Annotated in this window: 16 protein-coding genes; 8 read left to right on the forward strand and 8 right to left on the reverse strand. The window is 47.2% G+C overall.

Annotated features, from left to right (window positions below; translation table 11 throughout):
* Window positions 1-6 precede the first annotated feature (6 nt).
* The 5 genes from FE296_RS07995 to FE296_RS08015 all read left to right on the forward strand — a co-directional run bounded on the left by FE296_RS07995 (window position 7) and on the right by FE296_RS08015 (window position 6,200).
* Complete coding sequence (locus FE296_RS07995) at window positions 7-882, forward strand: carbohydrate ABC transporter permease (RefSeq protein WP_190945082.1); 876 nt, start codon at window positions 7-9, stop codon at window positions 880-882.
* A 193-nt stretch (window positions 883-1,075) separates the two neighbouring features.
* Window positions 1,076-1,717, forward strand: coding sequence for a polysaccharide deacetylase family protein (locus FE296_RS08000; RefSeq protein WP_150364669.1), 642 nt, complete (start codon window positions 1,076-1,078; stop codon window positions 1,715-1,717).
* Between the two features lie 148 nt (window positions 1,718-1,865).
* Window positions 1,866-3,119 carry a mechanosensitive ion channel family protein gene (locus FE296_RS08005; RefSeq protein WP_150364670.1) on the forward strand — a complete coding sequence of 418 codons (1,254 nt, stop codon included), beginning with the start codon at window positions 1,866-1,868 and terminating at the stop codon, window positions 3,117-3,119.
* A gap of 130 nt (window positions 3,120-3,249) precedes the next feature.
* Complete coding sequence (locus FE296_RS08010) at window positions 3,250-5,169, forward strand: AraC family transcriptional regulator (protein WP_150364671.1); 1,920 nt, start codon at window positions 3,250-3,252, stop codon at window positions 5,167-5,169.
* A gap of 176 nt (window positions 5,170-5,345) precedes the next feature.
* On the forward strand, window positions 5,346-6,200 hold the full coding sequence (locus tag FE296_RS08015; RefSeq protein WP_150364672.1) for an aldo/keto reductase: 855 nt from the start codon (window positions 5,346-5,348) through the stop codon (window positions 6,198-6,200).
* A 109-nt stretch (window positions 6,201-6,309) separates the two neighbouring features.
* Here FE296_RS08015 and FE296_RS08020 read toward each other — a convergent pair whose 3' ends face one another.
* Window positions 6,310-9,483: an alpha-mannosidase gene (locus FE296_RS08020; RefSeq protein ID WP_150364673.1), complete on the reverse strand. Its 3,174-nt coding sequence runs from the start codon at window positions 9,481-9,483 to the stop codon at window positions 6,310-6,312.
* A 199-nt stretch (window positions 9,484-9,682) separates the two neighbouring features.
* Here FE296_RS08020 and FE296_RS08025 point away from each other — a divergent pair, with 199 nt between their 5' ends.
* The gene (locus tag FE296_RS08025) at window positions 9,683-10,606 is read left to right on the forward strand and encodes a helix-turn-helix transcriptional regulator (RefSeq protein ID WP_150364674.1); all 924 of its coding nucleotides are present in this window, start codon (window positions 9,683-9,685) and stop codon (window positions 10,604-10,606) included.
* Window positions 10,607-10,740: 134 nt separating this feature from the next.
* On the opposite strand, the gene FE296_RS08030 is transcribed toward FE296_RS08025, so the two are convergent.
* The 7 genes from FE296_RS08030 to FE296_RS08060 all read right to left on the reverse strand — a co-directional run bounded on the left by FE296_RS08030 (window position 10,741) and on the right by FE296_RS08060 (window position 18,882).
* The gene (locus tag FE296_RS08030; protein ID WP_124118298.1) at window positions 10,741-11,424 is read right to left on the reverse strand and encodes an ABC transporter ATP-binding protein; all 684 of its coding nucleotides are present in this window, start codon (window positions 11,422-11,424) and stop codon (window positions 10,741-10,743) included.
* Window positions 11,424-12,545: an ABC transporter permease gene (locus tag FE296_RS08035; protein ID WP_150364675.1), complete on the reverse strand. Its 1,122-nt coding sequence runs from the start codon at window positions 12,543-12,545 to the stop codon at window positions 11,424-11,426. Before FE296_RS08035 ends, FE296_RS08030 begins: the two co-directional genes overlap by 1 nt.
* Before the next feature lie 121 nt (window positions 12,546-12,666).
* Complete coding sequence (locus FE296_RS08040; RefSeq protein WP_150364676.1) at window positions 12,667-13,233, reverse strand: TetR/AcrR family transcriptional regulator; 567 nt, start codon at window positions 13,231-13,233, stop codon at window positions 12,667-12,669.
* 306 nt (window positions 13,234-13,539) lie between these two features.
* Entirely contained in the window at window positions 13,540-14,541 is a 1,002-nt protein-coding gene (pdxA, locus tag FE296_RS08045; protein ID WP_124118295.1) for a 4-hydroxythreonine-4-phosphate dehydrogenase PdxA, read from the reverse strand.
* Window positions 14,538-15,833 (reverse strand): four-carbon acid sugar kinase family protein, encoded by a 1,296-nt coding sequence (locus FE296_RS08050; RefSeq protein ID WP_150364677.1) that lies wholly within the window; start codon window positions 15,831-15,833, stop codon window positions 14,538-14,540. Before FE296_RS08050 ends, pdxA begins: the two co-directional genes overlap by 4 nt.
* A 93-nt stretch (window positions 15,834-15,926) precedes the next feature.
* Window positions 15,927-16,913, reverse strand: a complete 987-nt coding sequence (locus tag FE296_RS08055) for a 2-keto-3-deoxygluconate permease (RefSeq protein ID WP_105602261.1) — start codon at window positions 16,911-16,913, stop codon at window positions 15,927-15,929.
* Between the two features lie 166 nt (window positions 16,914-17,079).
* Window positions 17,080-18,882, reverse strand: a complete 1,803-nt coding sequence (locus FE296_RS08060; RefSeq protein ID WP_223868808.1) for a sigma-54-dependent transcriptional regulator — start codon at window positions 18,880-18,882, stop codon at window positions 17,080-17,082.
* A 107-nt stretch (window positions 18,883-18,989) separates the two neighbouring features.
* On the opposite strand from FE296_RS08060, the gene FE296_RS08065 reads away from it, so the two are divergent.
* Both FE296_RS08065 and FE296_RS08070 read left to right on the forward strand, forming a co-directional pair.
* Window positions 18,990-19,208, forward strand: a complete 219-nt coding sequence (locus FE296_RS08065; RefSeq protein WP_150364678.1) for a hypothetical protein — start codon at window positions 18,990-18,992, stop codon at window positions 19,206-19,208.
* A gap of 227 nt (window positions 19,209-19,435) precedes the next feature.
* Window positions 19,436-20,140 (forward strand): PspA/IM30 family protein, encoded by a 705-nt coding sequence (locus tag FE296_RS08070; protein WP_150364679.1) that lies wholly within the window; start codon window positions 19,436-19,438, stop codon window positions 20,138-20,140.
* Window positions 20,141-20,153 lie beyond the last annotated feature (13 nt).

The following is a 20,153-nucleotide window of genomic DNA, read 5'->3' on the forward strand; positions in this document are numbered from 1 at the left end:
TGAGGCATGAGTACCGTAGAAGTCATGTTGCAAAAAAAGCCCAAGCCAAGGTCCATCTCCGGACCAATCGGGAAGGTGTTCCTGCAAGCGTTTCTGATCCTCGTCGCAATTGTGCAGATCTACCCACTCATCTGGCTGGCGCTGTTTTCCTTGAAGGATAACAGTGAAATCTTCAGCGGCGATGTTGCCGGATTGCCGAAGGCGTTTCTGTGGAGCAACTATACCAAAGCCATGTCCGACGGCCATGTGCTAACCTATTTTATGAATAGCGTGCTGGTTACTGCGGCCTCCATTGTCTTGGTACTGATCTTATCTTCGATGACGGGATACGCAATCACAAGAATGAACTGGAGGCTCAGCGGGTTCACGATGACGATTATTTTGCTGGGCATGATGGTGCCGATCCATGCGGCACTGCTGCCATTGTTTATTATTTTGAAGAATCTGAGCCTGCTCAACAGCTATTGGTCACTGATCATTCCCTATGTGGCGTTTGGCATTCCGATGGCGGTATTCATTCTGGGCAGCTTTTTCAAAGGTATCCCGCGAGAGATGGAGGAGTCGGCGGTGATCGACGGCTGCGGCATCTACCGGACGTTTTTCTCTATCATTCTGCCTCTGGTAACCCCGGCTATATCAACGGTAGCCATCTTCACGTTTTTGTCGTGTTGGAATGAGCTGATGTTTGCGGTCACGTTTATCAATAACACGGCTTATCAGACATTGACGGTGGGCATGATGTCGATGGTGGGAACGTACATTACGCAATGGGGCATCATTGGTGCGGGACTGATGATTACGACGGTGCCAACGGTGATCATCTATCTGCTGTTGAACAAACAGGTGCAGAAGAGCATGATTGCAGGCGCGATTAAAGGTTAGATGCAGGCTGGACTGGAGGGCGTGAGGTAAAAGGTCTTGCTACTTGCTTGCTCGTTCGCTGTATTCACTTTCTGGTAGATATCAGCTTGAGCTGGGAGTTCGCAAGGTGTGATCTCTGGACTAGACCGGAGCCTGTGGACATGGAATAATAAGGGGTATGTAGCCAGTCAGTTGCAGAGAGGGGTCATTATTAATGGTCAATATCGCGATGGTAGAGCAGGAGTCTGTTCGGGAAAAGGTTGTGGCGTTTACGTTTGATGATGGGCCGCATCCGGTGTATACACCTCAAGTTCTTGAGATATTCCGTCGTGCCGGTGGGCAGGCAACGTTTTTCATGATTGGTAAAGAGATAGAGGCTCATCCGGAGATTGCGGCGGAGGTACACCGTGAAGGGCATGAGATCGCAAACCATACATACACGCATCCGGACCTGACCAAACTGACTCTGGAGGAAGCCGGGGAAGAGTTGCAACGCGCAGAACATCTTGTTCAAGAAGTTACGGGGCAACCTGCCCGCAGCTTCCGACCGCCGTATTTTGGCGTAAACGATGATATACTGTCTCTGGCAGCGGAGCGTGGATATCGCACGATTGGTGCGGTCAACGGTGATGCGAAAGATTGGGATAATCCCGGCGTTGAGCATATCGTGGAGCATACCCGGTCTGCGGTAAAACCTGGCAGCGTGCTGATATTCCATGACGGGTACGGAGACCGTTCCCAGACGGTGGAGGCGGTTCGTATGCTGGTGGAGGAACTGGTCGCAGAAGGGTACCGATTGGTGACGGTAACTGAGCTGTTGGACATTTCACGTGAGCAGGATGAAAAGATAACATAATCAGGTGGACCCATCATTCTTTGAATGACAGGGTCTTTTTTTAATATATATAATACATAGGAAGAACGGAGCGGGAGCACAAACTTTGCTTGCCCTCTCAAACTACTTTATAATAATAGGCTAAACTAGATTATGTCAGGAGGAAACAATGGACTTTATTAAAAATCAACTAGAAGAACTCGGCATGAGTGGACCCTCCATTGGTTATCTTTCAAACATCATTATGATTATTTTTATCGCACTGATCTCGATATTGGCGAATGTGATTGCCAAGCGAGTGGTACTGAAGACGGTTCATCGTATCGTAAGTAACAACCGTTTCAAGTGGGGCCATATTGTGGTTCAAAAAAATTTATTTCAGAAACTTTCGCATCTTGTGCCAGCCATTATAATCTATTATTCGGCTTATATGTTCTCGCCCTATCAGGCCATAATTGAAAAAGCAGCAATGACCTACATGATTGTCATCATGATAACGGTACTGAATGCTTTGCTTAATGTATTCGATGATATCTATCGTACCTATGAGGTGTCGAAGATTCGTCCAATCAAGAGTTACATTCAGGTAGCCAAGATCGTTCTGTTCATTATCGGGGGCATTATCGTCATCTCCAGCCTGATCGGACAGAATCCGCTCATTATCCTCAGTGGACTTGGGGCGTTATCGGCGGTATTAATGCTCGTGTTCAAAGACTCGATCCTGGGCCTCGTGGCTGGCGTACAGCTATCGTCGAATGATATGGTGCGCGTCGGAGACTGGATCGAGATGCCCAAGTATAATGCGGACGGCGATGTCATCGACATTACATTGAACACAGTGAAAGTGATGAATTTCGATAAAACGATTACGATGATTCCAAGCTATGCCCTTATTTCGGACTCGTTCCGGAACTGGAGAGGCATGCAGGTGTCCGGTGGCAGAAGGATTAAGCGGAGTATCTATATTGACATCAGCAGTATTCGTTTTTGTACGGAAGAGATGGTGGCGGAATTTGAGAAGATTCATTACCTGACGGATTATGTCACTTCCAAACTTAAAGAAATTCAAGCGTACAACATGGAGCACCAGGTGAATACTGAAAGCAACGTGAACGGCAGACAGCTGACAAATGTCGGTGTATTCCGGGAATATATCCATCAATATTTGAGGAATCATCCAAAAATCAATAAAGATATGACGATGATTGTGCGTCAATTGGCACCGGAAGATCGCGGGTTGCCTCTGGAAATCTATGCATTCAGCAATGATATCAACTGGGGTGTATATGAGAACGTTCAGGCAGATATCTTTGACCATATCTTCGCGGTGGCGTCAACATTTGGACTGCGGGCCTTCCAGAATCCAACCGGACATGACATTGTGCAACTGAAAGAGGATAAACAATTGGTGCGAGAGTACTAGGGGCTCATAACAGCTCTATCCTTTTCCAATATACTACTCATTCATAAGCTATTAACCCATCTGGGTTGATGGCTTTTTGTCTGTGATATAATAGGCATATTTTAAGAACGAAGAAGTAGGGGGAACGTGTATGGATTGGGAAGCTCATATCGAACAGTGGAGCCGAACTGCCGTTAGATTACTGGATATTCGGTATTATCGTGCGCAGCATGGAGCGGTTCCTGATCACGATGTGGCACATAACAGCTTCTTCTTAATCACTACTCATGGAGAGGCTAGGATAAGGATATCAGGCGAGGTCTACCAGACTCATTCAGCATACATATTGCACGGGGGAGCAGATGCTGGGCTAAGTATTACACCGTTGGAACAGGACTTTGCCTGTTATCTGATTTTATATACAGCCAAGTGTGAATCGCCGGAAGATCGAAAGGGTTTCCAGATGACGTATGGGTTTGCACCGTATGCATTACTCCCTGTTCAGGAAAAGTGTGAAGCCATGAACCGTCTGTGGCAAGAACCCGCCTCCATAGACAAGCTACAGGCACAGTCGGTCTTTCTTCCGTTGGTGTACGAGATCATGCGGCAACAGATTCAGACATGGGCTAAAAAGGAAAACAGCAAACCCAATATCGTCACTGACGCAATCCACTATATTCACGATCACTATAGCGAGCTGATTACAGCCGAGGAACTGGCCAAGAGATACCATTGCAGTGCCAGCTATTTATCCCGTTTGTTCAAAAACCAGATTGGACTAGGACCGATTGAATATCTCATTCATGTGCGGATTCACAGATCCAAGCAGTACCTTCTAAGATCCGAAGCCCGTATCCAGGAAATAGCAAGCAACGTAGGTTATGCGGATATGTATTATTTCAGTCGCTTGTTCAAAAAGCATACCGGCTTATCGCCAATACAATTTCGTACACAATATCGGAAACGGGTTCAAGTTCAGTATAATCCATTACGTGGGTTAGAATCGTCTATTGTAACCCCTAACTCCGGTTCTCATAATGAGAATGAGACTTATTATCAACGGATTGGGGAAGGGGACACATCCATGTTTAGATTTTTAAGACCAGCCTTTGGGGCCATGATGTTATTATGCACATCCTTGCTTCTAAGTGCATGCCAGACCAGTAGTACTCCAGGAGCAACGGCTTCCCAGCCAGCTTCATCAGATACGAACACTGCTGTAGCTACAGACAGCACAGCTGTGGAAACGCGAATATATAAACATCTGAAAGGCGCAACCGAGATTCCTGTGAACCCACAGCGAGTCGTCAGCTTCTATCACTTGGGTGAGTTGATGGCGCTGGGGGTGAAGCCGGTTGGCACAACGACATATATCTTAGATAACCCACTTATAGATGATACTTCCGGTATTTCAGATGTGGGCGTTCCGCCAGATGCCGAGAAAATCCTGTCACTGGAGCCAGATCTGATTGTGACAACGGCAGCATTCGCAGAAGCTGTGGAAGGCGGGTATGATGCACTGAGTCAGATCGCTCCAACCATTGTTGCCGAGCAGTATAATGACCCGATTAAAGATGTGGAGATGTTTGGGGATATTCTCGGGAAACAAGAGGAAGCGCGGTTATGGAATGAGCAATTCAAAGCCAAAATCGCAGCGTACAAAGCGAAAATTAGCCCTTATGTTCGTGCGGATGAAACGTATTCTATATTAAACGTGCGTCCAGATGCTCTTTTTGTATACGGAGATACCAATATGGGGGGCAACATTATTTATAAATATCTTGGGTTGAAGCCAACGGCCAAGGTAGAGTCGGACGTCATTCACGGAGAAACGTGGGAGATTTCCACCGAGGTCATTCCCGAATTTATCGGTGACCGTCTGTTCCTGGCCGTCAATGAGGGAGCTGAGGACAAGCTCAAGGATGTGCAAAAGTTGATTGATGCCTCACCAGCCGGGAAAGCGGGTCACGTGTACTCCATTAGCTTTGATCAGTTCCTTCCGAGTGACCCTATTGCGGTAGAGAAGCAGTTAGACATCATCACAGATATAATTGTAGGAGATGGCAAATAGATGTATATGTCTGTGATAGGTCTACCGAGTTGAAGTGGTATTGGATGGCTTAGATGTAGAGGAGTTCGCATTGATTCAAGCCGGCGTGAAGGGGTAGAATAACGAGAGGACGTATATTTTCTAACAATCTAATCTCGGAACGAAAATCTAACCTTTTGGCAAAGGAGAGGTCTCACATGAACCGTCAGATTCCGGAATATACATTGAACGATGGCTTGAAAGTACCTGCAATTGGATTTGGTACCTATAGTTTGAAAGGTGAAGAAGGCGTTAAATCGATTGCGTCCGCCATGGATGCGGGTTATCGATTAATTGATACGGCGTATAACTATGAGAATGAGGCAACCGTGGGCAGAGCAATTAAGCAAAGCTCCATCGCCAGAGAAGAACTGCTCATTTCCTCGAAGCTGCCGGGGCGTTATCACGCTCAGGATAAAGCACTCGTGGCGATCCAGGAATCCCTGTACAGAGCGGATCTGGATTATTACGACCTGTATCTGATTCACTGGCCCAATCCGAAGAAGGACATGTATGTCGAGGCATGGCAAGCACTGATCGAAGCCAAAAAGCGTGGATATATCCGATCCATCGGCGTCAGCAACTTCCTGCCTGAGCACAATGAACGCCTGATTAAGGAGACGGGGGTAGCACCGAGTCTGAATCAGATTGAGCTGCATCCGTTCTTTGACCAAGCTGATCAGCGGGAACAGGACGCGAAGCATGGCATTGTGAACGAGTCCTGGAGTCCGATTGGACGTGGCAATGATGCGGTACAGGATATTCTGAAGGATGAGAACATTCTTCGAATCGCGGAAACGCATGGGAAAACACCAACCCAGATCATTCTGCGGTGGCATGTTCAGCTGGGTTCCATTCCAATTCCGAAAGCGGGCTCCTTGCAGCATCAGCAAGAAAATATTAATATATTCGATTTTGAGTTGAGCACAGAAGAGATGCAGCTGATCTCTGCATTTAATCGTCCAGATGGACGGTTGTGGGATCAGGACCCAAGCGAGTACGAAGAATTTTAAAGAACGACAAATAAAGGGCTGCTCCCATGTCAGATATGACAGGAGGCAGCCCTTTATTGTTGAAGCATATTAAGCATTGTTGCAGTTTTCCATGTTACGTAAGTTCTGTTTAGTGTCCGGCAGGGATACGGAAGGTCAGAATCTCATACGGTTTGATATCAAAAGTAATTCGACCATTTTCCACGGCGCATTCTGCTTCGTTGTTCTCGAGCAAATCACACACATACGCCGTAGCACCTGCTCCCTCAGGCAATTGCAGGGAAGCACGGCTGCGGCGGCCGTGTGCTTCATAGAGACGGATGATTATATCATCATTGTTCTCGGCTTTTTTGATAACCTCCAGCACGACATTATCCTGATCTACCGATGCCAGTGACCATATTCCCGGCAATGCACCGGTTTGCGATACAATCTCACGGGCAACCAGAGGACGGTTGAGATCATAAGCGGCTTGGATGACACGTCCTTCACGGAAGTCGCCCTGATGCGGATAGAGCGCGTAGGTGAATACGTGCTGCTCTTTGTCGGCATTTTCATTCGGGTACGTTGCGCTCTTGATCAGCGACAATCGCATCACGGAGTTATGAATATCATATCCATATTTGCAGTCGTTCAGCAGAGCAGCGCCGTACCCGTTCTCCGCCAGATCGGCCCACTTCTGTCCGCACACTTCGAACCTGGCTTGATCCCAGCTCGTATTACGGTGGGTAGCACGCTCAACGTTGCCGTACTGGATTTCGTAGACTGCTTTCTCACTCCAGATATCGAGCGGGAAGGCGGCTTTCAGCAGCAAATGCTCCTGCTTCCAGTCCACAAACGTACGGAAATCAATCCGGCGTGTATGCGCGTAGAAGATGATCGTTTGCTCAATGACAGAGTCCAGGAACTGTCGCTTCACTTGAAGCACGGAACGCACTGGCCCACTTTCAACCCAATCCAGCGACTGCAGGTCATTAATCTCCCACATATGCTGTTCGTAATAATCGTCAATGTTCCATGCCTCGTATTCCGCAGGTCGATCCTCGAACACTTGCAGCACGTTACCACGCTTACCAGACTGAAGCAGCTCACGGCCCTCCAGCTTGTCCCATACGGATGTGAATTCGGCACTTTCATTCAGGTGAATATCGTACCAAGGTGTATGGATGTGGCGCTGATCTGTTTCCCACTGTGCAACCGAAACGCCCGCGACAAGCTCGCCTGTCAGATCCGGTGTGATTCGGAAGGATTTATACCCGGATGCAGGCACGTTCTCTGCAAGAAACGCGAGTCCGCCTTCGGGAGTACGCTGGCTTGGTACAGGGCGATCTCCATCATAGACGGTCACTTTTCTCGCAAAAGCAGGCAGTTCAACCACATCCGTCCGTACAAATCCGGTGGTGTTGAATACGACAATGGCTTCGTCATCAGATGTAATTTGGCTCGCAATGCCGTTCAGTGCGCTGTCTTTCAGCTCATCCGTGACACGCAGAACTTCTTCATATTGCTCTTTGGAATCCACATATACCTGCTCAATGGAGCTGCCCGGCAGAATATCATGGAACTGATTCAGCATCGTCAGCTTCCATGCATGCTCCAGTGCATCGGTTGGATAGGCCGCCTGTGCATTTGCCTGACGATGAATCATGGCATACAGTTCGGCATCGGCCAGTGCAAATTCGCTATGACGGTTGTACCGTTTGTTGCGCGCCATGGACGTGTAGGTACCCCGGTGATACTCCAGATACAGCTCACCCGACCAGCGGGGAACGGAAGGAACATCCGCCAGATTTTGCTCCAGCTTCTCGAAAAACTCGCGTACAAAGGTACGTTTCACCGCGGGTACACCCGGCAATCCGACATCAAGTCGTCTGCCATGCTCCAGCATCTCCTCGGTTGGCCCACCGCCGCCGTCCCCGAAACCGAAACATTGCAGGACATCTGCATTGATGTTTTTGTTCTGGTATCGCTGCCACGTGCCTTTCACTTGCGAAGCATTAAACCGTCCATTATAAGTCGTTTCGAAGCGACGCTGCCTGAAATCGGGATGTTTGTCATAGTCTGTTGCTGTGATGAAGTGGGTCAGGACCTCTGATCCGTCGATTCCTCTCCAGTACATTGTGTCGTTCGGAATCTGGTTTGTATCATTCCAGGCAATTTTGGTTGTCATAAAATAATCAATGCCACTCTTGCGCATAATCTGCGGCATCGCTGCACTATAACCAAATACATCCGGCAGCCAGAGAACACGGTTCTCCACGCCGAACTCTTCCTTGAAGAAACGCTTCCCGTATATAATTTGACGGATCATGGATTCGCCGGAGATCAAGTTACAATCAGCTTCCAGCCACATCGAACCTTCGGCTTCCCAGCGGCCTTCGGCTACCTTTTCCTTGATTTTTTCATAGAGAGACGGGTAGTCTGCTTTCAGGTACGCATATAACTGGGGTTGCGAGGACATGAACGTGTATTCTGGAAACTTGTCCATCAGATACAATACACTCGCGAAGCTGCGAATGACCTTCTCCCGGGTCTGATCCAATGTCCATAGCCATGCCACATCGATATGCGTGTGTCCGATACAGTGAACGGTTGGGATGTGATCACCAGCAGGGCGGACATCACCATAGAGATGATCTTGCAAATATCGGCGCGCTTCCAGCACCGACGCATGGAATTCTGCGCTGTTCTCCTGACGCAAATCCAGCAGATTCACGGCTTTATTCAGATGTTCGACCAAATTCAGCCGCTCCAGGTCATCCTCACGCAGCAGATCCGCAGCATCCAGCGCAGCCTTGAGATCGTAATATAGATCGGTGACAGGCTGATGATGCTCAGCTACATAGACATTGAGAAAGACATCGGCCGCCGAAGTACTACAGTATGCATATAAAGCCAGTTCGAATTCTTCCCCTTTTGCCGCGGCAGGTGTCAGGTCAATTTCCGTATGGTTCACATCCAGACCACAGATCAATTCCCCATTGAGGAATGCCAGGAATTGCGGATTATCATAGTTCCAGATATCATCCGCGCCGGTGACAATGGTACATACGACTTTTTTTCCTTCCATATGATCCGGGATGCGAATCCGGCTTTTGAAGCAGCTGTGTACATCTTTACCGCCCCAGCCATCACCTTTACGAAATACGTTCCAGGAGGAAGGGTCTTCATGCACCAGTTCCCAGGAGTGGTAACCACTTTCTTTATGATAAAGCTCCGGTATATATGTCTTTGAGGTCAGTCGTGCACGTTCCAAGTGTTTAACTATGGTATGGATCCGAGTATACAAGGAATTCATTTTCATGTTGGTTTCCCACCTTGGTTTGTAGTAAGTACAGGCTGTAGTCGTCGTTGGAGCAAGCATACTGCAAGCGCTAACATATCAACTCTATCATAACAAAGGGGAAAGGGAGCAAACTACGTAATGTATGCTGAAAAAGACGTCTTTTTATTGCATTTCATGCTAAAATAAAATCATTAGTATCGGGATAGGAGGCATGTCCATGACAACATCCGTTTTGACATACGAGCAGGGATATGTAATCCATGTCAATCAGCCTGGAGACGAACTCTTTTATCATCTGGACTATGACGAGCGTTCTCATGACCTGAATATGGAGTTTCAGCACTTTCATGATTTCTATGAAGTCTGTATTCTTCTGGATCGTACGGCTGCGCATATTATTGAAGGCAGTTTATATGAGATTCAGCCATTGGATATCGTGCTGCTGCGACCTTCTTTGCTGCATAAGACGCAGTATCCGAAAGGTACACCGCCAAAACGGTTGATGATTAATTTTGCGATGCCTCGCCATATGCCAGGACTTGAGAGCGGTTACAATGAACTATTCTCCATTTTTGATGAAGAGGTTCCGATTTTCCGCTTCCCGGAAGAACGGCGCAAAGAAATCCTCGCGCCCATCAATGATATTTTTGCCATATCCCAGCAGTGCTCTACGCTTCAACCGGTTGTGATCCATCATAAATTTGTAGAATTTCTGTGTGCCATTCATCGTTACGCGGCAGAGAACGGGTATGTGCGAGAAGAGACAGGATCATCGATGTCCCGGCGCATGTATGCCATTGCATCCTATATTCACAGCCACTATCAGCAGGATTTATCTTTGGACGAGGTGTCCCGGCGGTTTTATGTAAGTGCCCACCACTTGTCCCGCCAATTCAACAGGGTCACTGGTTTCACCTTCACGGAGTATGTGCAGATGACCCGTATTCGAAATGCCCAGCAATTGCTGCTGAATTCGAGTGAAAAAATTACGGACATTGCTGCACAGTGCGGGTTCGCCAGCTTTTCCCAGTTCAATCGCATCTTCAACAAACAGAGCGGTATGTCACCAAGTGCCTATCGACGGAGCAGACCATCGCAGAGCAAACATGAAATGATGCTTGTGGGTGAAAGACCCCAGTGACTTTAGCGCCTAGGTGAGATAACAAGCGGAGTGATGGACAGGCTTAAATTGCTAGTTAACGGGCTATTTTTCTGGACAGGAGATTTTCATGAAAATAATAGCTAAGGACATGGTATAGGGTTGGGTCCATATATTTATGATTTAGCTAGGGACAAACCGCCATCATACATCCGATATACCTTATCACAATATTCAAGCATGCGTTCATCATGGGTAACCATAATGGCCGCTTTTTGGCGTGATTTCACTTCTTGCGCGATTAGACTAACCACTTCATGGGCTCGTTTGGTGTCCAAACTGGCGGTTGGTTCATCGGCCAAGATGATGTTGGGATTATTCATTAAAGAACGCGCAATGGCTGTCCGTTGTTTCTCACCACCGGATAACTCTTCGGGGAAACTTTTTAACTTCAAACCGAGCCCCAGTTCTTCCAGCAGCTTGGTGGCAAATGCCTTATCCTCTTTTTTAACCGTTCCCGCCATTCTTTTTACAACTAGCAGTTGATCCAGGACATTTAGATAGGGAACTAGATTTGAAGATTGCATAATAAATCCAACTTCTTGCAGCCGTATATTAGATAGCTCTTTCTCCGTAAGCTTCGAAATATGATTTCCGTTTAGTTGAATATCTCCTTCGGAGGCCTTCAGCATTGCCCCAGCAATAGATAAGAATGTACTTTTACCAGAACCAGAAGGTCCAACCACAGCAACAAACTCCCCCGGTTCCACGGATATGGATACATGATCGAGCGCGGTGATCCGATTGTTTCCTTCGGCATAATACATGGTGACTTCCCGCATGTGCAATCCCTTACTCATTATTCAACCCTCCCGAGCGCCTTAAGCGGATCAATCTTTGTAATTTTGCGAACAGATACCAGTGAACTTAACATAGCGATAACCAGCAGGATAATAGAATAATTGAAGACAAGACTGGTTTCCAGCTTAAATGGCATTCCTTTTGGCATAATTGCTGCTGTCCCATAAGTCAGCAAGATTCCAACAACAATGCTAGTCAGCGAAAGGACAAACACTTGCGAGATAATGGCTTTTCCCAAGAAACGGTTACTAGCGCCTATCGCTTTCATAATGCCAAACTGGTTGGTTTTTTGCATCGTAATGACATAGAAGAATACCCCGAGTACAAATGCAGAGATCGCGAGCAGAAATGCAAGCATCATCAGGATCGTTCCGTTCTCTTCTTTGTATCCTGGCATGCCTTGCACAGCTTCCGACCGGGTAACTGTATCCGTACTGGATAACTCTTTATTTATAGTTTCTGGATCAATATTCTCGCCTTGTAACATGATCGCATTAACCGTTCCGGCAATTCCTTTATCTGAACCTGGAGCCGCAAAGGCAATCTTCCGCCATTCAGCCATTGGGGTAAATACGGATGCAACGTGGTTATAGGTCTGATTCTCCACAAATCCGATAATGGTCAATGATTCCGTCGTGCCATCCAGTTGAAAGGTGTCCCCGATATTATAGCCCTCATCTTTTAGGGTCGAATTCACAACCACCCCGGTGGGATTCTCGGAAGACAGGTTTTCACCTTCTACAATAGCTGGTTCCAGGAAGCTTCCTGGGTTAATTCCTATAATCGCTATATCGACTTTATCTTCATTCTTGGTACTCGTCTCTTTCATTGCTGTTGCCATCGTACTTCCCATAGGTGATGCAGCATCCACATTAGGAAGTTGTTCCGCCTTCGCCACCAGTTGATCTGACAGCAGTGACTTGCTCATGGAAGACTGAGCCCCTTCTTCAAAGATGACATAATCAGCCTTCATGGTCTTGAATGTTGATGCGGCTAGCGTGGACAATCCATTCCCCAGACCGGATAAAATAAATACCAACCAAGCCATGAGTACGAAGATAATGATAATCATCAAAAACTTCATTTTACTATGCATTAACTCCTTCATCGCTAAAAACATGATCTGTTCAACTCCTTCTCTCTTTTTTTGACACATGTGTCAAATTAGATGCGCGGCCACACGGTCTTCATCATTAAACGACATAAATGACACTTGTGTCAAATTAAATCCAAGAACAAAGTTAGCTCTTGGCTCCTCCGATCCACATTTGGAACAGCAGCTTTCCCCAATCAGGCGTAGGGATATTCATCATGTTAGGCGTATTAATTAAGTTGAAGAATACACCAACAAGTACAGGTAGAGGGATATCTTGCCGGAGGGCCTGATCCTGCTGTGCGCGTTCAAATAAGCGTGATAATTGAATTTTGAGGGTCTTATGTGCTTCCTCAATAAATTCAAGATCTCTCGCTGCCGCAGCAGAATTAGTCGTATTAATTTTACTGGCATCTCCCAGAAGTTGATGGAGCGTCGATTCTTCTGCGTAGATCAGAAGCAGTTGCTCAAGAGCATCCATGGGATCAGTCTCATCAACGGCTAATGAATTCTCCAACACGGCTGCTATTACACGCTTCATACAAGCAGCAACAATCTCTTCTTTATTGGCGTAATATTGATATATCGTGCTCCGTGCTCCGGACAGATGCTGTGAGAGCAGCTTGAGATGAAAACCGTCGTAGCCATGCTCCAGAATTAATTTTTTGGTCGTATCCAGTAGCTCTGTTTCAGTAAAAGATTGTTTTCTTCCCATTGAATCTCTTCCTTTTTCTCATTTAAAGTCGGTGTGAACTTTCACGTAATCGATGTGTACTGCAAGTCTGAAGGAGTTCTGCACTTCCTTTGTTTATTATGATCAGTTTAGCATATGTTTGATGGCCATAATACCAACCAAGATGATTGGTCTGAATAAATGGGTGGACGATATACAAAAAGGCAAACCCTTGAACTTACAAGGGTTTGCCTTTTTCTTTCTATTCATCGAATACTGACGATACACCGATACGTGTACAATTGATCTTACGATCAGACTTACGCATGTACCGGATGAATCTTGGTGTTATCCCTGATCCTTCGGTGCCAGCTCAATGGCGGAGCGGATGGCTGCCAGCATGCTTTTGTCATCGGCGATGTTCTTACCTGCGATGTCGAAGGCTGTACCGTGGTCAACCGACGTACGAATGATGCCGCCCTTCAGACCAACGGTGATGTTCACGCCTTCCTCGATGCCCATTACCTTAATTGGTGCATGGCCTTGGTCGTGGTAGCAGGCTACCACAATATCGAAGTCTCCGCGGCCAGCGCGGAAGAAGAGTGTGTCCGCCGGGAGTGGACCAACGACGTTAATGCCTTCCTGCTGCGCACGCTCAATGCCGGGCTGCAGTTTTTCTTCTTCTTCCCCGTTGCCGAACAGTCCGTTCTCTCCGGCATGAGGATTGATTCCGCATACGGCTACGCGCGGATTCTCAAAGCCTGCTTTTTTCAGCGTATCATGGGCAAGCTTCACAACGGTGTAGGTTCTTTCCGGGTTGATACTCGCGATGGCATCAATCAGACCCATGTGTGTCGTCAGGTGAATGACTCTCAGATTAGGCGTCGTCAGCATCATCGAGAAGTCCTGCGTATCCGTCAGGTCAGCCAGAATTTCGGTGTGCCCTGGATACAGGTGCCCCCCTTGATGCAGAGCTTCTTTGTTCAAAGGTGCTGTGCAGATGGAGTGAATCTGGTGTTTTTTGGCGAGATCAATGGCTTTGGCGAGAAACTGGAATGCTGCATCCCCAGCCACGGCAGATACTTTGCCGTATTCCAAGTCCGCAGGGACAAGGTTCAAATCGATTACATCTACAGTACCGAATTCATACTTGGCTTCGGAAGGCTCTTGAATCGCGTTAACGTTCAGACTTGAGCCGATGACCGGCAGCACGCGCTCCAGAATCTTCGCATCACCGATAACGAGTGGATTGCACTGATCGTACATCTCCTGATGACCCAGTGCTTTCATAATAATCTCCGGTCCAATGCCTGCTGCGTCGCCCATCGTAATTCCAATTGTAGGTTTCATACAAGAATACCCCCTTTTAATTTTTGAATCGCATGGATAAAGACATCAGGTTTGCCGAATCCGCCTGCTTTGGTAATCACATGCAGATCATCAATGCCTATAAACTTGGAGATCGGCACGCCGATTTCAAGCTCATCCAGCAGCTCGAAGCCGCTAATATTCCATTTCAGACAGATTTGTTTTGCCGTATCGCCACCGGTCATGGAGACACCCTTGAACAGTCCCTCCTCCAGCAGTCTGGCGCAGATCTCACCCATCGCGAGTACAATTTCATTGCTAACTTCGGTGTGATTAAGCCCCCGAACTTCGCCCGTGGCACGAGCCAATTCGATATCAATCTGTTCAGCGGTGGAGTAGAGGACAACATCTTGTCCTTCCAGCGCTTTGTCTCGGACCTCGTTATAGACGCGTTCCATCTCTTCCGCGCGGTCTGCGGTTGCGGATACCGCTTTGAAGGAATGGAAGGAGACAGAAGCTACACGGGATTTGCGCAGCAAGCGACTCAATTGCTCGCGCGAATTTTTGTTTACACTGCCCACCACCGTCAGGATTGGACCCGGATTCTCGGGTATGGTTAGCACGGTAGACTTGGATCCAAGTGCAAAGTGAGCAGGGAGGTAGTTGGCAATACCCGCTGAGCCTGCCCAGGCAAAGGTATAATCCAACTCGCGAGTCATCTGTAGTACCAGCTCCAGATGGCTTTCCTCGGTGGAGTCCACCAGCACGTAAGGAATATTGTTTTCCTTCAACTGCTCCAGCTTGGCACAAAGATGCTGCTGCCCGGCTTCCAGATCGGTAACGGTGATCTCGCCAACTTCGTACTTGGTTTGTTGTTTCAACAAGTCCGGAAGGTAGGAAATCGTAACAGGTGTCTTCGGGTCATGAGCAATTTCAGTATCTGCCAGCGGAACGCCGTTCAGGTAATGAATTCCTTCCAGTATCGTCCTGTTATTTTTGGGATAACCTGGGGCAATCATCATAAAGTCCGGCTTCACAACATCATATACAGCATCAATCTCGATGCCGATATTACCGCGCATGGTGGAGTCCATCTTTTTGAAAATGGTCTCAAATCCATTATTCGTTAGCAATTCAGCAGCCCGATATACACGATCATACGCATCCTGCGGGGATATGGAACGACTATCTGTATCAAAGACGACAGCATCGTATTGTGTAAGAGGTTCTTCATTCATATTAAAAAGAACACTGGTCTTCAAGCCATGGCGGGCAAGCTGCACCCCGCTGTCATTGGCACCGGTCAAATCATCTGCAATAATGGCTAATTTCATGCAGTCATCCCTCCTTGTAAGCAAAATTTCATAAGAAGTCCGTCAGATCATCAATTGGCACAGATTAAACATATCGGATCAGGTGATAACCGTTTATGTGGTTGGTCGTTGATTGTATTTCTCGACGCCACCTGATTTCTCCAGTCGTTTGGAGAGGAACCCGATGAAGATGGGTAACAGGATAGCTGTCGTTACAACGCTCGCCGCAATTTGCACAGTGGCAATCTCCGCAATCGGGCCAAATGAAGCATTGGCAGCCACGATGGCAGCAGGTGTACCTACCGCATTCCCGGCTGTTGAACCTTCGGAAGCACCAACGATAGGGTTCCAGCCAATGGCTTTGAACACCAGATATCCGATTCCGCCTGTGAGAAGCACGGTCAGAACACCTAGCAGAATGCCACCTAGTCCGCCTTGAATGATGGATGAGAAATTGATTCCCATACCCAGGGAGAATGCAAAGAACGGAACGAGTTTGTCACTGCCTTTGTACAGCCAATCCCCCAGATTACGGTCCAGATTACCAATAATGACACCAACGATGAGCGGAAGCAATACAGCAACGAATGCCATCGGGGAGAACATGCCGTTCGCAAAGCCCATTGCACCAAAGATCGAGAGCGCTACCATGGTCAGGAACGGACCATCGCTAAGCGCGAGGAACGGGTAAGCTGCCTTGTCATCTTCTTTACCGTATTGACCAGCGAGTGCGATGTACAGGCCACCGTTAGAGTTGGTCATCGCAGCGATAATGGCAAGTGGGGCCAGACCCAGGAATAAACCGCTTGAATCCGCAAACAAAATAGCGATAAAACCAAGGCCTGCACCAATCACCCATTTGAACGTAAGCAGGGTTAAACCTTTGCCGACAGATGAACCTGCCGTTTTGAACGTAATCTGTGTACCGGCAATTAACAGGAACAGCGCAATCAGCGTACTGGCACTGTTAACGAAGAGAGCTTCCGTGAATCCGCCAATGCGCAGAGCATTCGGGAAGAATGTATTGATCGTTGCACCAAGCAGCAGGGGGACAACCATCATACCGCCAGGGATGCGATCTAAAGTTGCTTTAATGTTCATAGTAGTTAGCTCCTTATGAAGTAATCGTTTTTATGAAGCGCTTGCAGGGATTATATTATCCCATATCGTTTAATATAGCAACAATAAATTATTGTAAATTTTAAATAAGTATTATAGTGTTTAAAAATGCAACACAACAAGGCGATAAAAAGACGCAAACTTAAAGTTAATCTTTAAGTTTACGCCATAATGTGGCCCGGTTAATCCCCAGACGCTCCGCCGCCTTCGATTGATTGTTATTTTCCTCCTGAAGCACAATCTGAATAACTTCTTTTTCGATCTCCTTCAGCGTGCCATTCAACTTCATTGGGCTTGAAGAAGGTTGCTGATCGAGCAAGCGGGATAAGGTAGCCGTGGTAATTACATATTCCTGTTCATTAAGTGCAGCCTGCTTGATCAGATGTTTCAGTTGGTTGACATTCATATGTGTGATCTGTTCTTGGATCAGCTGCAGTGCATCTTCTTTTATTCTCACCGCAGTAGTTCCGTACTTCTGGTAGTAACCTGTAAGGAAATGCTGCATCAGTGGAGCCAGATCTTCTGGTCTATCCGCAAGATTTGGCATCATGATCGTATTAAGCTCCAGATCGAGTGACCAATGTGGGTTCAACGCCTGCTCCCCGAGTATAAAAACCCCAATCTGGCTTTGAAGGCAGCTCTGGATAAAGGAGAGCAACTCCGGATCTTCCATACGTGTCTCCATGTGGTTAATCTCTACATTTCGAACCTTTACGAGTGGTATCTTGTGCAAATGGCCGGGCGGAACTTGCGAGAGATCGATCTGTAATAACAGTCCGCCACCGGAGTACATCTGATGAATATGTTTGACCAAAAAAGATTTACCGGAATCCGCTTCACCCAGCAGATAGATCGGTTCATGATTTTCGTAAAGTGCTCGAATGTTCCTTAATACCATCTGCATGGCAGGGGATTCGGCAACGATGGGCTCCATTGATGCGTCCGTGAACGTGGTTATGCCGAATTGTGCAAAGGCATAGGGTTGTCCTTTTTCCAGCATGTATACCTTGTAGTTCTTGTTGTCCAGGGTCGTTTCATAGGCGTTAACCGTGAGCTGGTAATCGTCCACCATGAACACATTCTGGATCTGGGATTGATGGAATTCCAGACTGGTATTGGTGAGATACATGTGATTATCGGTCAGCGGATTGTTCTCAAAATCAGTCAGGTTCTCGAATACGACTTCATTCCGTTCATTTAAAATAAGCAAATTCGGATGTTCCCGTGTAACCAGGTCATTCAGTATGACCGATATCGCATGGTTTTTGCTCAAATAACGGTAGACCAACTGCGCATCTTCCATCGCTCTAAGGATGGATTCCTGACCGGATTGGATTAACAATCCCTCCAGACCATAAGTCTTCGCGGTGTTGACGGTGATCACATCCCCGACAATCTGGCGGTACCCGGAAGCTTTCAACTCCAGGAGCAATCGTGCCACATCTTCCGAGCTATGTATGGTATAGACCTTGAGAGGCAGATCCATCAGATCAATAATCGATTGTGCACCAGAGGTGATGTTGGAGAAACCAACAATCGCTGTTTGGCCGTTAAACTGGCTTGCCAGGGTAAGTGAACGAATCATATCATAACCCGATAACTGCACATCAATGACGGGAATGGTCACTGCTTTTTTAATCAATTGGGCGGTACCGCCGCGGCTGATGATAATCTCTGCCCCGTTTTTCTCAGCTTGAGTTGCTAATTCCACACCGTTTGCCAAGTCGCCCACGTCTGTCTGAATGGCTAACTGGGGAAAACGGGGAATACACTCTTGTATAATAGGAATCATCGATTCGTAGGGAGCAATAAAGTGAACTCGTGTACGCATAATTTTCCTGCCTTTATCGAAAACTTTGATCCCCTTATTATAGCCAACTTGCGAAGGAATGGCACCCTGGGTGGACAGGTCACTGTTATGTGTGCAGAATGCCTGTGTGATATCTGCCATAACTCTCCGAGTAGAATGTGATGAAGTGCACTGAATCGAACCGTTATGTATTTCAAAATTAATGCATAATTGCACACGATAAGTGAGGAGAAGTGAGGAGATTTCATATGGGAGACATTCATAAAGTGGCTGAGCCCGATCACATCATTAAGGATGTTGTCGCAAAGTTCCCTTGCAGGGTGCTGTGGAGTGAGGGCCGTCCATGTCTGGAGTATCAAAGGGAAGAGGATTTAGCCCAGATCGATGAATACATCCGTACAGTGTACAATGTTGAGCTGTTGGATGTGTTCTTCACAGCGGTGGAGAGCCTTCCGATGGAACCATAGTTAGGTAGGGATTTGTGGAGTGCGAGGAAAGGATTAATACTTAAGTTTTGTGTGTTTATACACGATCATAAGGCGAAACTATAGGTGTTCGTCTTTTCTTTTATTACTCCATCATTACTCGACTTTGGATCGTATGGACTCCACTTGCAATCGTGAAATGTGAAACGTATGTGGGCGTATTCATGTATTATAGTATACATATGAACTTTTCGGAGGAGGAACAAGTAATGGGAATCTTATCGAGGTTTAGAGACGTGATGAAGGCGAATGTGAACCACATGTTGTCTCGGGCGGAAGATCCGGAGAAGAGTGTGAATGAGTATATGCGAAGTCTGAGCAGTGATCTGGGTCAGGTAAAAGCGGAGACAACGGCGGTGTTGTCGGATGAGAGCCGGGCAAAGCGAGCATTGGATGAGTGCAGCGCCGAGGTTAAGAAATTACAGCGGTATGCAGAGAAATCAGCGGAGTCGGGAGATGAAGACAAGGCACGTGGTTTTCTGGAGAAGAAAGTGAAGTTGGCTGACAAATTGAACGAATTACAAGCCGCCTATGAACGTGCTTCCGCCAAAGCCAAGATGATGAAGCATATGAACGATAAATTGGTTGCAGATCTGGGGCAATTGGAGGCGCGGCATGCAGAACTAAAAGGTCGCATGGCAGATGCGAAAGCGCAGCAACAGGCCAACGAACGGAATGCATCTGCGGGCAGAGCTGATGCTGCATTGAAGGCCATGGAAGACAGGGCGAATCAGGCACTGAACGAAGCAGAGGCTTTGGCAGAACTTCGAGCTGGGGCACAGGAAGATGATTTGGACGAATTAATTGCCCAGCTCGAGAGGGACATGAACGCAGATGCGGGTAATAATGAGAATGCGTCGCCAAGTGCGGAGGAAGAACTCGCAGCAATTCAGGAGAAGTTGAAGAATAAGTAATACGTTATACCAT

This window comes from Paenibacillus sp. UASWS1643, from assembly GCF_008693195.1.
Classification (GTDB): Bacteria; Bacillota; Bacilli; order Paenibacillales; family Paenibacillaceae; genus Paenibacillus; species Paenibacillus amylolyticus_B.

Bases quoted from the DNA above. Each gene is read 5' to 3' on its own strand.
- FE296_RS07995 (WP_190945082.1), top strand. From the start codon at position 7: ATGAGTACCGTAGAAGTCATGTTGCAAAAAAAGCCCAAGCCAAGGTCC.
- FE296_RS08000 (WP_150364669.1), top strand. From the start codon at position 1,076: ATGGTCAATATCGCGATGGTAGAGCAGGAGTCTGTTCGGGAAAAGGTT.
- FE296_RS08005 (WP_150364670.1), top strand. From the start codon at position 1,866: ATGGACTTTATTAAAAATCAACTAGAAGAACTCGGCATGAGTGGACCC.
- FE296_RS08010 (WP_150364671.1), top strand. From the start codon at position 3,250: ATGGATTGGGAAGCTCATATCGAACAGTGGAGCCGAACTGCCGTTAGA.
- FE296_RS08015 (WP_150364672.1), top strand. From the start codon at position 5,346: ATGAACCGTCAGATTCCGGAATATACATTGAACGATGGCTTGAAAGTA.
- FE296_RS08020 (WP_150364673.1), bottom strand. From the start codon at position 9,483: ATGAAAATGAATTCCTTGTATACTCGGATCCATACCATAGTTAAACAC.
- FE296_RS08025 (WP_150364674.1), top strand. From the start codon at position 9,683: ATGACAACATCCGTTTTGACATACGAGCAGGGATATGTAATCCATGTC.
- FE296_RS08030 (WP_124118298.1), bottom strand. From the start codon at position 11,424: ATGAGTAAGGGATTGCACATGCGGGAAGTCACCATGTATTATGCCGAA.
- FE296_RS08035 (WP_150364675.1), bottom strand. From the start codon at position 12,545: ATGTTTTTAGCGATGAAGGAGTTAATGCATAGTAAAATGAAGTTTTTG.
- FE296_RS08040 (WP_150364676.1), bottom strand. From the start codon at position 13,233: ATGGGAAGAAAACAATCTTTTACTGAAACAGAGCTACTGGATACGACC.
- pdxA (WP_124118295.1), bottom strand. From the start codon at position 14,541: ATGAAACCTACAATTGGAATTACGATGGGCGACGCAGCAGGCATTGGA.
- FE296_RS08050 (WP_150364677.1), bottom strand. From the start codon at position 15,833: ATGAAATTAGCCATTATTGCAGATGATTTGACCGGTGCCAATGACAGC.
- FE296_RS08055 (WP_105602261.1), bottom strand. From the start codon at position 16,913: ATGAACATTAAAGCAACTTTAGATCGCATCCCTGGCGGTATGATGGTT.
- FE296_RS08060 (WP_223868808.1), bottom strand. From the start codon at position 18,882: ATGGCAGATATCACACAGGCATTCTGCACACATAACAGTGACCTGTCC.
- FE296_RS08065 (WP_150364678.1), top strand. From the start codon at position 18,990: ATGGGAGACATTCATAAAGTGGCTGAGCCCGATCACATCATTAAGGAT.
- FE296_RS08070 (WP_150364679.1), top strand. From the start codon at position 19,436: ATGGGAATCTTATCGAGGTTTAGAGACGTGATGAAGGCGAATGTGAAC.